This window comes from Pedobacter terrae (genome assembly GCF_036946585.1).
Classification (GTDB): Bacteria; Bacteroidota; Bacteroidia; order Sphingobacteriales; family Sphingobacteriaceae; genus Pedobacter; species Pedobacter terrae_C.
The window spans coordinates 281,185-294,978 of record NZ_JAQIIV010000005.1 but is presented as its reverse complement, the minus strand read 5'-3'; the positions used below and the strand labels follow the sequence as shown (position 1 = coordinate 294,978).

Annotated in this window: 10 protein-coding genes; 5 read left to right on the top strand and 5 right to left on the bottom strand. The window is 38.6% G+C overall.

Features of this window, described 5'->3' with window-relative positions; all coding sequences use genetic code 11:
• Positions 1-65: 65 nt before the first annotated feature.
• Positions 66-1,202: a hypothetical protein gene (locus PGN18_RS10330; protein ID WP_335319411.1), complete on the bottom strand. Its 1,137-nt coding sequence runs from the start codon at positions 1,200-1,202 to the stop codon at positions 66-68.
• Positions 1,203-1,264: 62 nt separating this feature from the next.
• Here PGN18_RS10330 and PGN18_RS10325 point away from each other — a divergent pair, with 62 nt between their 5' ends.
• Positions 1,265-2,296 (top strand): dipeptide epimerase, encoded by a 1,032-nt coding sequence (locus PGN18_RS10325; RefSeq protein WP_335319410.1) that lies wholly within the window; start codon positions 1,265-1,267, stop codon positions 2,294-2,296.
• A gap of 126 nt (positions 2,297-2,422) precedes the next feature.
• Here PGN18_RS10325 and PGN18_RS10320 read toward each other — a convergent pair whose 3' ends face one another.
• Together PGN18_RS10320 and PGN18_RS10315 are read right to left on the bottom strand one after the other, a co-directional pair.
• The gene (locus PGN18_RS10320) at positions 2,423-2,620 is read right to left on the bottom strand and encodes a DUF6358 family protein (RefSeq protein ID WP_090981088.1); all 198 of its coding nucleotides are present in this window, start codon (positions 2,618-2,620) and stop codon (positions 2,423-2,425) included.
• A gap of 228 nt (positions 2,621-2,848) precedes the next feature.
• A complete protein-coding gene (locus PGN18_RS10315) occupies positions 2,849-3,166 on the bottom strand; it encodes a rhodanese-like domain-containing protein (RefSeq protein ID WP_215165554.1) in 318 nt (105 codons plus the stop codon).
• Positions 3,167-3,293: 127 nt separating this feature from the next.
• Here PGN18_RS10315 and PGN18_RS10310 point away from each other — a divergent pair, with 127 nt between their 5' ends.
• Both PGN18_RS10310 and PGN18_RS10305 read left to right on the top strand, forming a co-directional pair.
• Entirely contained in the window at positions 3,294-4,418 is a 1,125-nt protein-coding gene (locus tag PGN18_RS10310; protein ID WP_335319409.1) for a DUF4407 domain-containing protein, read from the top strand.
• Between the two features lie 152 nt (positions 4,419-4,570).
• Positions 4,571-5,878, top strand: a complete 1,308-nt coding sequence (locus tag PGN18_RS10305) for a M20/M25/M40 family metallo-hydrolase (protein WP_335319408.1) — start codon at positions 4,571-4,573, stop codon at positions 5,876-5,878.
• 234 nt (positions 5,879-6,112) lie between these two features.
• Here the strand turns inward: PGN18_RS10305 and carB are convergent, their stop codons facing one another.
• Both carB and PGN18_RS10295 read right to left on the bottom strand, forming a co-directional pair.
• On the bottom strand, positions 6,113-8,950 hold the full coding sequence (gene carB / locus PGN18_RS10300; RefSeq protein WP_335319407.1) for a carbamoyl-phosphate synthase large subunit: 2,838 nt from the start codon (positions 8,948-8,950) through the stop codon (positions 6,113-6,115).
• 206 nt (positions 8,951-9,156) lie between these two features.
• A complete protein-coding gene (locus PGN18_RS10295) occupies positions 9,157-9,474 on the bottom strand; it encodes a carboxypeptidase regulatory-like domain-containing protein (RefSeq protein WP_335319406.1) in 318 nt (105 codons plus the stop codon).
• 435 nt (positions 9,475-9,909) lie between these two features.
• Here PGN18_RS10295 and PGN18_RS10290 point away from each other — a divergent pair, with 435 nt between their 5' ends.
• Both PGN18_RS10290 and PGN18_RS10285 read left to right on the top strand, forming a co-directional pair.
• Positions 9,910-10,440 (top strand): ATP-binding protein, encoded by a 531-nt coding sequence (locus PGN18_RS10290; protein WP_335319405.1) that lies wholly within the window; start codon positions 9,910-9,912, stop codon positions 10,438-10,440.
• A gap of 837 nt (positions 10,441-11,277) precedes the next feature.
• Complete coding sequence (locus PGN18_RS10285; RefSeq protein WP_335319404.1) at positions 11,278-13,722, top strand: TonB-dependent receptor; 2,445 nt, start codon at positions 11,278-11,280, stop codon at positions 13,720-13,722.
• Positions 13,723-13,794 lie beyond the last annotated feature (72 nt).

Sequence of the window (13,794 nt, the reverse complement as noted above, 5' to 3'; positions counted from 1 at the left end):
CCCCTCTCCTGCAGGAGAGGGAGGCACAGGTAGTGCATAAAGCAGTTCCTTAAACAGGGTGAGGTTTAGTAATTATTGTAATAATAACTGATATCATCAACCAGCTGGTTGTAAATGGGTTTGGTAAATTCTAAAAACAGTGCAGTTGGCGGAGGCGGTAATTGCTCCCTTCTTTTGGTAATGGCTAATTGTTGTTTACTAAGCGCCCTATCATCACCTTTATAACTTGCCCAGCTATCTCTCCACACATAAGTTCCTGGAAATTTCTGTTGGTGAACCAATTTTTTTGTTTTCCAATCCGTAATGCTCATATCCAATAATCCTGACGACGAAATATTTTTATCGAAAATACTTAACGTTGCTTTCACTGTGCCGTAAATTGGTTTTTTATTGCGTGTTTCCCCAATCACTACACTGTCGCGTTCTAATTTTTCAACCCTTTCTTTTATATAAGTTTGGCCCACTACAAAATCGTCGAAGTTTAAGCTCAATACCTGATCGGGTACAACTTTTTGTTCTGTAGCCTGCGCTTCACCATAAAAAATCACAAATTTGTTTCTGGCGTATTTCGCAATATACTGATCAATCTGCTGTTGGAAATAATCGCCGCTCAATTTGTATAGGTTGCTGTTTATTAAAATCGGTTTCACCACAACCCTCGTAACTGCTGCCCAATAAGCATCTTCCAGTTTAGCTTTTACATCCTTATAATTGGGTTGAAGATTGATCACTTTCTCAAATTCATAATAGGCTTTTTTCGCTGCTTTACGGTTGTTTTCGTTCAGATAGCCCAAACCAGAATTATAACGTGCGACAGCAGCGTTAAATTTGCTTTCGGCCAATTCGCTCATGTATTTTGAAGGATTTGGAATAATTGCCAAACACGCTGGACAGCTATTGATATTATCTGCCAGTTGATTGATTTTCTGATAATCGTACATGACCGATTCCCATCTGAATAGATCATTAGACATTTTAGCCTCCTCAATTTTCCTTAAATGATCTTTTAACGCTAAATCGTAAGCCATTTTTAATACCTGCATGGCTTCACTGTTTTTCGGTGAGTTTTGCAACCTGCTTACCGATTTTTCAACCGATAAATCGTAATCACCTTTTTGCAGGGCATTTTTTCCTGTAGTACATCCGGCAATAATTATTAAGGATAAATAGATAAAATACCGTAATCTTGAGCTGTTTTTCATGGCGATGGCGTTATGTTAATAAACAAAGGTAATTACCTCATATACTAAGTAGACGATTGATTATGAAAATTAGTTGCAGGCCATTTGAATTAGAACTAAAACATCCTTTTTCGATTGCTAAATTTACGCGTACCAGTACGCCTTTGATGTTGCTAAAAGTAGAACATAAAGGGGTAATTGGTTATGGCGAAGCATCTATGGTGCCATATATGGGCGAGAGTTATGAAAGTGCAGCGGCTTTTCTGAACCTTGTAGATTGGGACAAAATCCAATTTCCGTTCGATTTCGAGGAAATTATCGCTTATTTGGATAGTCTTGCTCAAGGCCAGCCAGCTATTAAAGCGGCTATCGATATTGCGCTTAATGATATTCAAGGTAAACTGTTAAATAAACCCTGTTATGAAATTTATGGTGCAGATCCGGCTAAAATGCCCGTAACTTCTTATACTATTGGTATTGATACCCCTGAGGTTATCCGCGAAAAACTAAAAGATGCTGAAGATTTTAGGGTAATTAAGGTCAAACTGGGAAGGGATAACGATCAGGAAATTATCGAGACGATCAGAAGCATGACCAATGTGCCCTTATATGTAGATGCAAACCAGGGCTGGGCAGATAAGATTAAGGCGATTGATTTAATTTACTGGTTGCATAACCAGGGAGTGGTATTAATTGAGCAGCCAATGGATAAAAATAACCTGGATGGGAATGCCTGGTTAACTGAACGCAGCCCAATTCCATTACTTGCTGATGAAGCTGTACAGCGTTTAGCCGACATGGATAAGTTAAAGGGCGCTTATCATGGAATCAATGTAAAACTGATGAAAAGTTGTGGCATGTACGAAGGACATCAGATGATTTTGAAAGCCCGATCTTTTGGGATGAAAGTGCTGATCGGTTGTATGAGCGAAACCAGTTGCGCTACCTTGGCGGCCGCGGCATTGGCTCCATTATGTAACTGGGCCGATTTGGATGGGCCTTGGCTTACCAAGAATAACCCATTTACGCCCCCAGATTTCGAAAACGGAAAGTATATCTTAAGTAATTTGCCAGGTTTAGGCTTAGCAGGTATTGATGCTGATCTTTTGCCTTAAGACAGTCTGGAAATGACCCGAATGTTAAAAGGATTGGATGATAGAAGGTGGAGGGAAATTAGTATACGAATCTTGAATAATTTATAACATTCACTCATTCAAAATCCACTCCTTATTATTAAATGACTACTTCTGGTCTTTTTCTTTAAAGCTTTTTCTGATGTCTTTGGTAAGCTGATACTTAAAATAGAACAGACAAGCCGTTGTGCCTACCAAAAAACCAGCAGGAAGATACTTGTGATTATTATAACACCAAACCAGTCCGAAGATAGATAGGATAATGGCTAGGTTATAGAAAATATTTAAAGCAAATTTTTTTCCCACAGATAGAGGATTTTAGTTTTACGAGAATTTATGTGCAAAGTACCAATTAGCAATAATCAATTTTCAAACACCATCCTGAGCTGAAAATATTCAAAAGGTTTGTTCCTATAAGGATAAAGTTTGAAAATTGATCGTTGTTTGTGCTATAAAACCCTTCTCCAATTGATCATTGGAATTTGGTTATTGGTCATTGTTTTCTTGATAATTGGTTATTGAATGCTGGTTATTCTAATAAACCGGCATATTCGGGTCAAAAGCCTCTTGCCAGGCTAAAATACCACCTTTTAAGTTATAAAGATTGTCAAATCCGTATTGTTGCTCCAACTGCATCACCGCTGCAGCACTTCTTTTTCCACTGCGGCACTGGATAATTACCGGTTTATCTTTCGCAACCTTATCAGCCTCAATTAAAATTCCGCCCAAAGGGATATTCTCGCCTTCCAGATTGGAAACCTCGTATTCGAATGTTTCACGAACATCAATTAATTGAAAATCTTCTTTGTTATCGATTTTCTCTTTTAGTTCTTGTACCGATATTTCTTTCATTTTATAAAATGTATTTATGCAAATATAGGAAAATCAATTTTAGGGTTCCCATCAAAAAAATGCCATAAATTTTGCCTGAAACTGTAACAACTATTACCCTTACGCGTTTAACTATAAATAGTTACAAATGGACAAACTAAACCGTTTCTTTTGGTTTTGCTCTGGCGCTCATATCCCGACACTGGAAAAATATCCTTCAGAACAAAATAAATATACAGGCATTGGTGCCACCATTTTCTTCACTGGTCTTTTTGCAGCGCTTTCCGGAGGCTATGCCATGTATTTTGTGTTTAAAGGAGATGATCTGGCCGTAGTTTTTGCCATCGTTTTTGGCTTTTTATGGGGAGCAGCCATTTTTAATATGGATCGGTACATCGTATCCAGCATTAATAAAAGTGCCAGCACCAATAAACAAATCTTACAGGCAACACCGCGTATTTTATTGGCCATTATGATCGGCATGGTTATTTCGAGGCCAATAGAACTTAAAATTTTTGATAAAGAAATTAAAGAGCGCCTAAAAGTAAGTTATTTAAATGGTCAGCGTGCTAAAATCGATACCCTGAACAAAGCCTTTGAAAAAAAATATCAGGTAGAATTTGGCAGGTTGAACCAGCAGAAGGCTACCCGGGATTCGCTCGAAAAAGGAATTAAAGCCGACAGGCAAAAACTTAATTTCGAGATCTTTGGCAATAAAACTACCGAAACATCTGGTGTAATGGGTTATGGACCATATGCGAAACGCAAGGAAGCCGAAATTGCACAGCGAACGGCCGAATTGGATTCGCTGAAAGCCAACATCAATAAATCAGAAAGTTTTGTTGATAAACGCAAGCATTTTGACGGACTGTTTACTGAAAAGTTGTATACCAAAAAACAGTTGGATAGTTTATCGGATATTGCTGGTTTTGCAGATCGCAACTGGGCATTGGGGCAGCTTAAATTCAATGTAGACGGCACGCGCGATAACAATACGGCAATTGCGGTTACCTTTATCGGGCTATTGTTTATCTTTTTTGAGTGTTTACCGGTGTTTGTAAAACTGATGAGTGCACGAGGACCTTATGACTATGCGATTGCAGATGGTGATGAGGTATCAATCTACCACTCTAAAAAAGATAAAGATTTTCATTTCGAGGTAGCCGATAATGTTCATGACACCAGGGTTGATTCTGAATCATCAAAGAAGAAAGAAATCATAAAAGGCAAAGCCTATCGCGATCTGGAAAAATACGATTGGGACAGGGAGTAGATGGAAGATGGATAATGGAATATGGATGATGTAAGATGAATAATAGCGTATGGGAGAGGAAGCCTGTCATGACCATCAACCATGAACTATCAAACCATTAAACCATAAACTATCAGTCAAAAAGCATAAATTCACCCCTCTATAAATATGATATGAAGAAAATAATATTTTTTACCCTGGTAGGGATGGCAACTTTGCAGCTAAAGGCGCAAAACATTGATAAGATCATCACCCGCGAATACACTGATCACTTGATTAAAACCTTAAGTGCCGATGACATGCAGGGACGTGCAACTTTTACGCCTGGTATTGATAAAGCGGCTACTTTTATCGAATCTGAATTTAAAAAAATTGGTTTGCAGCCTTTACCTGGTGAAAAAACTTTCCGACAAACTTTTTATAAATACCAGGTTAGCCCGTTAACTACAAGCGTTAAAATTGATGGACAGGAAATTGCGCCAGGAAATTTAATGATTACAGGTGCTGCCACCGAGGGTATTATACTTAATAAATCGAATACTACGGTTGTTAAATTAGATCCTGAAAAGCCGTTTGTAGCACAATTTAGGACAATGCTAAATGCTGATAAAAATCAGATTGTTTTGGTCGACAGTAAATTTGCTGATCTATTTAACCGATATAAAGATCATTTTAGCAAACCTACAACGGTGGATGAAGAAGATATTAAAAAAACAACTGGTGTGGTACAGGTTTTTGTTTTAGGTAAAGATGCCGCAACAGATTTTTCTGCAACGCTTAAAAACAAGATCACCAAAATGCCTTTATTCAATGTGGCTGGGGTTATTCCAGGTAAATCGAAAGCGAAAGAAATGGTAATTTTCTCTGGTCATTACGATCACCTGGGTTTCTTAAAACCGGTAGAGGGCGATAGTATAGCCAATGGTGCAGATGACGATGCCTCAGGTACAACAGCCATGATTGCGCTTGCTAAATATTACAAAGCGCAGAAAAACAATGAGCGGACCTTAATCTTTGTTGCTTTTACTGCTGAAGAAATCGGCGGTTTTGGTGCAAAATATTTCTCTGCAAAACTAAATCCTGATGATGTGGTAGCCATGTTTAACATCGAGATGATTGGCAAAGATTCGAAATTTGGTAAAAATACGGCCTTTATCACCGGTTACGAAAGATCTGATTTTGGAAAGATTTTGCAGAAAAACTTAGCTGGCACTGAATTTACCTTCCATCCTGATCCTTATCCAGAGCAGAACTTATTCTATAGAAGCGATAATGCTGCTTTAGCGGCTTTAGGCGTTCCGGCACATACCATCAGTACCGATAAAATAGATATCGATAAACTGTACCACAGTGTGAAAGATGAATATAGTTCTTTAGATGTGGACAATATTCTCTCTACCATTAAAGCGATAGCCAAAAGTGCAACCAGTATTGTAAATGGTACAGATACACCAACAAGGATACCAAAATTGAAGCAATAAATAATAATGCGATCGTCACCCTGAACCGAGCCTTGGCGAGCTCACCGAAGGTAATTTATTTCAGGGTCTTAACAGTAGAAAAGATGCTGACCACGCAGTAGCTACAAGGCAATTAAAACACTAGCACTACTTGTAAAATAAATTCAGCATGACGAGCTGCCTAATACAATATTACAAAAAATGGCCAGTGAAATCATCACTGGCCATTGCTATTTTTGAAATCCGGTAAAGGGATTATTTGCTCAAATACATCGATTTATCTTTGTAAAGCTTGCGGAAGTAAGGGTCTTCTAAATCTTTGATAAAACGGATCGCTTCACCGGTAGATTTCATTTCAGGACCTAATTCTTTCGTTACCTCTGGGAATTTCTCGTAAGAGAAAACCGGTTCTTTAATGGCATAACCTTTAAGTTTACGCACAATGGTAAAATCTTTCAGTTTGGCTACACCCAGCATAATTTTAGCCGCTATATTGATGTATGGAACATCGTAAGCCTTTGCGATGAAAGGAACCGTACGTGATGCCCTGGGGTTTGCTTCGATTACATAAACTTTCTCATCTTTAATGGCAAACTGAATGTTTAACAAACCACGTACATCTAATGCTTTTGCAATTTTAACAGAGTATTCTTCCATGGCTTGTGTTACCTTTTCTGATAAGCTGAATGTAGGCAATACCGCAAATGAATCTCCTGAGTGGATACCTGCAGGCTCAATGTGTTCCATCATACCTACAATGTGTACATCCTCACCGTCAGAAATTGAATCAGACTCTGCCTCTTCTGCCCTATCTAAAAAGTGATCGATCAGTACGCGGTTGCCAGGCAAATCGCCTAACAGTTTTACCACAGCTTTTTCAAGGTCTTCATCATTAATCACAATGCTCATACCCTGTCCGCCCAATACATAACTTGGACGCACCAATACCGGATAGCCTACCTCATTTGCGACAACAATGGCTTCTTCGGCATTTTCTGCAACACCATATTTTGGATAAGGAATATCTAATTCTTTTAATAGGTCAGAGAAACGGCCACGGTCTTCAGCAATGTCCATATTTTCGAAAGATGTTCCGATAATTTTGATACCGTTTTGGGTCAATTTTTCAGCCATTTTCAAGGCGGTTTGACCACCTAGCTGAACAATTACACCTTCAGGTTTCTCTAAGTCAATAATTTCACGAACATGTTCCCAGAAAACTGGCTCGAAGTATAATTTATCGGCCATGTTAAAGTCGGTTGATACCGTTTCAGGGTTACAGTTAACCATAACCGCTTCGAAACCTGATTCTTTTGCCGCCAATAAACCATGTACGCATGAATAATCGAATTCGATACCCTGACCGATACGGTTAGGACCTGATCCTAAAACAATTATTTTTTTCCTGTCAGAAGGTTTTGATTCATTCTCTTCTTCAAAAGTAGAATAATAGTAAGGTGTTTTGGCCGGGAACTCTGCTGCGCAGGTATCAACCATTTTATAGACCCTTTTTATACCTAAAGCCCTACGGCGCTCGTAAACCTCATCTTCTGTAACATTGCCTAGCAACCAAGCGATCTGAATGTCTGAGAAGCCTTTTTGTTTAAGCGACACGAAGAAATCCTGAGGGATATTATTTAGTGAATATCTTTTTAATTCATTTTCAAGCAATACCAATTCCTGAATCTGATTTAAGAACCATTTATCAATTTTGGTTACCTTACGGATAGATTCCAGTGGCACACCCATGGCCATAGCATCTTTTATTAAGAATAAACGGTTCCATGAAGCGTGCTCCAAACCGTCCATAATCTCTTCAATATTACGTACCTGTCTGCCATCTGCACCTAAACCTGCACGGTTGATTTCTAAACTCTGACAGGCTTTTTGCAATGCTTCGATAAAAGTACGGCCGATTGCCATTACCTCACCTACTGATTTCATTTGCAGGCCAAGCTCTTTATTAGCGCCTTTAAATTTATCAAAGTTCCAACGCGGTACTTTAACAATGACATAATCTAAAGTAGGCTCGAAATAGGCTGAAGTGGTTTTGGTAATTTGATTTTCAATTTCATCAAGGTTATATCCGATAGCCAGTTTAGCAGCAATTTTTGCAATGGGATAACCAGTTGCCTTACTGGCCAATGCTGATGAACGGGATACACGTGGGTTGATTTCGATGGCAATAATTTCATCGTTTGCCGGGTTAACCGAAAACTGAACGTTACATCCGCCGGCGAAGTTACCGATGGCGCGCATCATTTTAATCGCCTGGTTGCGCATATCCTGGTAACAACGGTCAGATAGCGTCATTGCTGGAGCAACTGTAATTGAATCTCCGGTGTGGATACCCATCGGATCGAAGTTTTCGATCGAACAGATGATAATTACGTTATCATTGCTATCTCTTAATAACTCTAATTCGTATTCTTTCCAGCCTAAAACTGCCTTCTCTACCAGTACTTCGTGGGTTGGAGAAGCTTCTAAACCACGTTTTAATGCGGCGTCGAATTCTTCTTTTCTATGCACAAAACCACCGCCAGAACCACCTAAAGTGTATGATGGGCGAATTACGAGTGGAAATCCGATTTCCTGAGCTGCCTCTTTACCTTCTAAGAATGAGTTGGCAATTTTAGATTGAGCAACACCAACACCGATATCAACCATTAACTGGCGGAAAGCCTCACGGTTTTCCGTTTTCTCGATAGCATCCACATCAACCCCTACAACCTTAACGCCGTATTTTTCCCAAACACCACGTTCTTCAGCTTCTTTACAAAGATTTAGAGCGGTTTGGCCTCCCATTGTAGGAAGTACAGCATCAATTCTAGGTAAATCTGCAGAGTCGATATGCTCCTGTAAAATAACCTCTATTGAATCAACGGTTAACGGACGCAGGTAAACATGGTCGCCAATAACCTTATCCGTCATAATAGTAGCCGGATTAGAATTGATAATAGAAACGGTAATTCCTTCTTCTTTTAAAGAAAGTGCCGCTTGCGAACCTGAGTAATCAAACTCACAGGCTTGGCCAATAATAATTGGTCCAGATCCGATAATTAGTACTGAGCGGATGGAAGTGTCTTTAGGCATGATAAAGCTTAAAAATAATTAAAATTCTAAAGTGTTTGAACCCGAAGGTGAAGAAGCAAGAGGTCTTATGCTTGCAAGAAGAAAATCCCAACTGTTCTGTCGGGATGCAAAGATACATCTTTGGATGTGATTTGAGGCGTTTTTTTTAAAATAAAAAAGAGTACTATCTAAGCACTCTTTTTAGATTTTTTCTTTTGAAAAATAAGTTACTGTTGTAATTTAATTTCGCCTAAATCGGTAGTGGCGCTATCTTTAACGGCCACCCTTTCTACAACTGCATCTTTATATGGTGCATTAGCTTTTACCACTACAGTATATACACCCTCTTTAAGGTTTGTAAAAGTAAAAATGCCCTGATTAATTTGTGTACTTAGCGTGTCTTTGGTTGATACAAGTGATACGGTAGCGGCCGCGTCTGACGGTGTAATTTTTCCGATTATTCCACCCATTCTAACATTTGTAAACGCAATTGAAGCCAAAGCAAATACAATTATCAATGATAATGCAACACACAATTTTTTCATAATATAACGTTTTAGTTGCTTAATGTCTTAAATAAATAACAGCATTTTGTTCAAATAGTTTTAAATACTGAACACTATTTTTTAGTTTGTACTATAAATTATACATAAATGTAAAATGAAAATATGTATATTTGTGATAAATCTTAAATGACATAAAACAATTTCCTTATTTCAACGATGTTGGTCAGAATTAAGTCACGAAGTTGTGATGATCGAATTATTGGCAACAATGTTGTAATAACTGAAACATATATACGTTTTGTATATACTTTAGACAATGATCTAAAGCTTCCTCCGCGGATTAGTTACCCGCCATGAGGATTTCTTCATAAATAGTTTGTTTGGTTTATTATCCGGTTAGAGGAGCCCTCCTCAACCGGATTTTTTCTTTTAAGGCTTTTTCTATTACATTTGAAGATATCCAGAAGACATATCGTGAATAAAAATATCAAAAAGATTGCTGTAGTTGGTCCTGAAAGTACAGGGAAATCTACCATATCTCAGTTGCTGGCCAAATATTATAAAGTTTCTTGGGTTCCGGAGTATGCCCGTTATTACTGTGAAAATCTGGTTGCTGACTATACTCTGCAAGATGAAGTGAATATGTTTTATGGGCAGGTAGCACTGGAAGATGCAATTTTGGTTACCGCCGAAAGTGATTTTATTATATGCGATACCACTTTTATTACGGTAAAGATATGGAGCGATGAAGTGCTTGGTGAAACGCCTCAGGTTGTATTGGATACATTACCGAAAAGGCCATACGACCTGTACCTGTTAATGGATATCGATTTGCCATGGCAGGATGATCCACTGCGCGATTTTCCGGAAAAACGCGGATATTTTATGGAGGTTTGGCATAAAGAATTGCAGGCGCTCCAGGCCAATTATAAAGTTATCGGAGGTTTAGGTGAAGAGCGAGTTGCAAATGCCATTAAAGCCATCGATGTTTTTTTGGGTAAATAGAGGGTTTGCCTTTTTTGGAAACGATTGTCAGTAGTTTTTGGCGGCCCTTAGTCCCGCCATTCGCTTTACTTCACCGGATGAGAAATCGGGATTCGTGTTCGCTGCTGTCGGGTTTATTGAACAACGGTTGTTGATATGAAACGTTCCTACGGAACGAAAAAAATAAACATTTTTTCTACTGATGAATCGTCCCGCTGTGACGAACGGTGTTATAAATTAATGCCACTCATTTATAAATTAACACCCAACCATCTTGGTTCATGTAAAAAAAAATGCCGTCCCATTGGGACGCCTCGTTGGTAACCATGTACAATTGGTGGTTTCGTTCCGTAGGAACGTTTGGTGTTTAAACGTTGATATCTGTACCTGCCTGGCCACCTAAACCCGATTGGAACGGATGCCGATTTCCTTCAAATTGGCAGGAGGGAAAGCGGGACTGAAAATGCCATGCACACAGAACCGCTCATTTTCTAACCTAATAACAACAGATATTTCCCCGCCCGCACAGGCGTGCATTGTGTTATTAATTTTTAGCCTATTAAACCGCCAATACATTAAAAAATATTCGAATTGCTTAAAATTTTCTACATTTGCCTCATCATTAGGGGTGCCTTGTTTAAATGACACAAAAACAGGCTGAGATCATACCCATTTTGAGGTAAAAGGTGAAGGTAAAAGTTTCTGCATATTGCAAAAACTTTAATCCCTAAGCCGCTAAACCCTAAACCTTAAATGCACCTGATCCGGGTAATGCCGGCGTAGGGATTGGAGTTATGGAAGTTTAACTGAAAATCGGCAATGCCCCTTTTCCGATTGGTTTAACTAAAAACAATAAAATTGAAAAATTTACTTTTTGCAGCGCTTGTTGCAATGTTGCCTTTCTTTGTATCGGCACAAATTTCGGTTACTGGTAAAGTAACAGACCAAAACCAGCAGCCGCTTCCGGGTGCTACGGTTAAATTGCGGAATCAAAAAACAGCCGTAATTAGTGATGCTAGCGGGAATTACAGCATTACCAACTTATCCAGCGGAAAATATACCATTGTGGTAAGTTATGTAGGTTATAAAACAATCGAAAAAGCTGTTGATCTTAACCAAAATACTACTGCTGATTTTAGCTTAGCGCCACAAAATTTTCTAGCTGATGAGGTAATTGTACGTGCAACCCGTGCAACCGATAAATCGGCAACTACTTATAAGAATATTGGTAAGGAAGAAATTCAACAGAATAATTTCGGACAGGATTTGCCATTTATTTTACAAAATACACCAGGTGTAGTTGTTACTTCCGATGCTGGGGCTGGTGTGGGTTATACGGGTATCCGAATCCGTGGTAGCGATAATAGCCGGATTAACGTTACGGTTAACGGCATTCCCATCAATGATAGCGAAAGCCAGGGAACATTTTATGTAAACATGCCCGATTTTGCCTCTTCGGTTGATAATGTGCAGATCCAGCGAGGAGTAGGTACCTCAACCAATGGTGCCGGTGCATTTGGTGCAAGTTTAAACATCCAAACTACTGCCAGTGAAACAGAGCCCTATGCTGAACTGAATAATACTTACGGCAGTTTCAATACCTGGAAAAATACCATAAAAGTGGGAACAGGTTTGATTAACAATCGATTTAGCTTTGATGGACGTTTATCAAGAATCAGCTCGGATGGTTATGTAGATCGTGGGTCTTCCTTATTAAAATCGTACTTTTTATCTGGTGCTTACCATGGTGCTAAAGACTTACTGCGTGTAAATGTTTTCGCTGGAAATGAAAAAACCTACCAATCGTGGAACGGAATCCCGCAATCGCGTTTAGAAAACGATTTGGCCGGCATGCAAGCTTATATTGATAGAAATGGATTAAGTGCAGAAGATGCAGCAAATTTGCTAAACTCGGGCAGAAGATATAATAGTTTTCTTTATAACAATCAAACAGACAACTATACACAGAACCATTACCAGTTAATCTATGCCAGACAGTTTTCTGATCAGTTTTCTTTTAACGGGGCCTTACATTATACTAAAGGTGAAGGTTATTACGAAGAATACAGGGTACAGGATAAACTGAAAAATTATGGTTTAGATCCGGTTGTTATTCCGGGAGGAACACCGGTTACAACGACAGATCTGATCCGTCGCCGCTGGTTAGATAACGATTTCTACGGCGTTACCTATGCCTTTAATTATGTGCCAGAAAAGAATTTGAATTTTACATTGGGTGGTGCCTATAATGAATACAAAGGGGCACACTTTGGGCAGGTAATTTGGGCACAGTATGCTTCAAATGGAAATATTGATCGGCATTATTACAATAATGAAGGTTTTAAAACAGATTTTAATGTTTATGGCAAAGTAAATTATAGCCCTATTGAAGATTTGAGTTTATTTGCCGATCTGCAATACCGCCGTGTATATTACGATATTGCCGGAACAGAAAATAAATTGAATACCCTGGCGATTAACCAAACCTTAAATTTCTTTAACCCAAAATTTGGTGCCACCTATTTTATCAATCCACAGAGCAACATCTATGCTTCATTCAGTGTGGCCAATAAAGAACCAAACCGTGATGATTTTACAGATGCTGCCGTGGGCATTACCCCTAAACCAGAGCGTTTAAATGATATTGAATTGGGCTATCGATTTAAAAACGAACAATTTAATATAGGTGCCAATGCCTATGGTATGTTTTATAAAAACCAATTGGTGGTGACCGGGAAAATAAATGATGTGGGTGGAAATTTCCGTCAAAATGTAGACAGAAGTTATCGTTTAGGGATTGAGTTAGATGGCGCTTATACCATCAGTTCTCATTTTGTGTTAAACGCGAATGCCGCACTAAGCAGGAACAAAATCAAAAACTTTACAGAGTATTATGATGATTATGATAACGGCGGACAAGTGGTTACAAACTATGAATTAACCGATATCTCCTATTCTCCAAATGCCGTGCTTTTTGGTGAATTGGTTTATAAACCAATTAGTGGTTTTGCTGTAGCCTTACAAAGTAAATATGTAAGCAAGCAATACCTGGATAATACACAGAATAATGACAGAACCATTAACGGTTACTGGGTAAGCAATGCCCGTTTAGGTTATGATTTTAAATTTGCAGGCGTAAAAAATGTTAACCTTGGTTTATTGGTTAACAATATTTTCGATAAAAGATACGAAAGCAATGGTTATACCTACGGCTATCAGTCAGGCGGAAGCAGAATAACCGAAAACTTCTTTTATCCACAGGCAGGCACCAACTTTTTGCTAAGTTTGAATTTAAAATTTTAATCTGTTATTCAGAGTTGACAACTTTAATAAGCTAGTTGCTTAGAAAGTTGTCAACTCTTATTGACTTTTATT

Coding starts and splice junctions, on each gene's coding strand:
- PGN18_RS10330 (WP_335319411.1), bottom strand. CDS start 1,202: ATGAAAAACAGCTCAAGATTACGGTATTTTATCTATTTATCCTTAATA.
- PGN18_RS10325 (WP_335319410.1), top strand. CDS start 1,265: ATGAAAATTAGTTGCAGGCCATTTGAATTAGAACTAAAACATCCTTTT.
- PGN18_RS10315 (WP_215165554.1), bottom strand. CDS start 3,166: ATGAAAGAAATATCGGTACAAGAACTAAAAGAGAAAATCGATAACAAA.
- PGN18_RS10310 (WP_335319409.1), top strand. CDS start 3,294: ATGGACAAACTAAACCGTTTCTTTTGGTTTTGCTCTGGCGCTCATATC.
- PGN18_RS10305 (WP_335319408.1), top strand. CDS start 4,571: ATGAAGAAAATAATATTTTTTACCCTGGTAGGGATGGCAACTTTGCAG.
- carB (WP_335319407.1), bottom strand. CDS start 8,950: ATGCCTAAAGACACTTCCATCCGCTCAGTACTAATTATCGGATCTGGA.
- PGN18_RS10295 (WP_335319406.1), bottom strand. CDS start 9,474: ATGAAAAAATTGTGTGTTGCATTATCATTGATAATTGTATTTGCTTTG.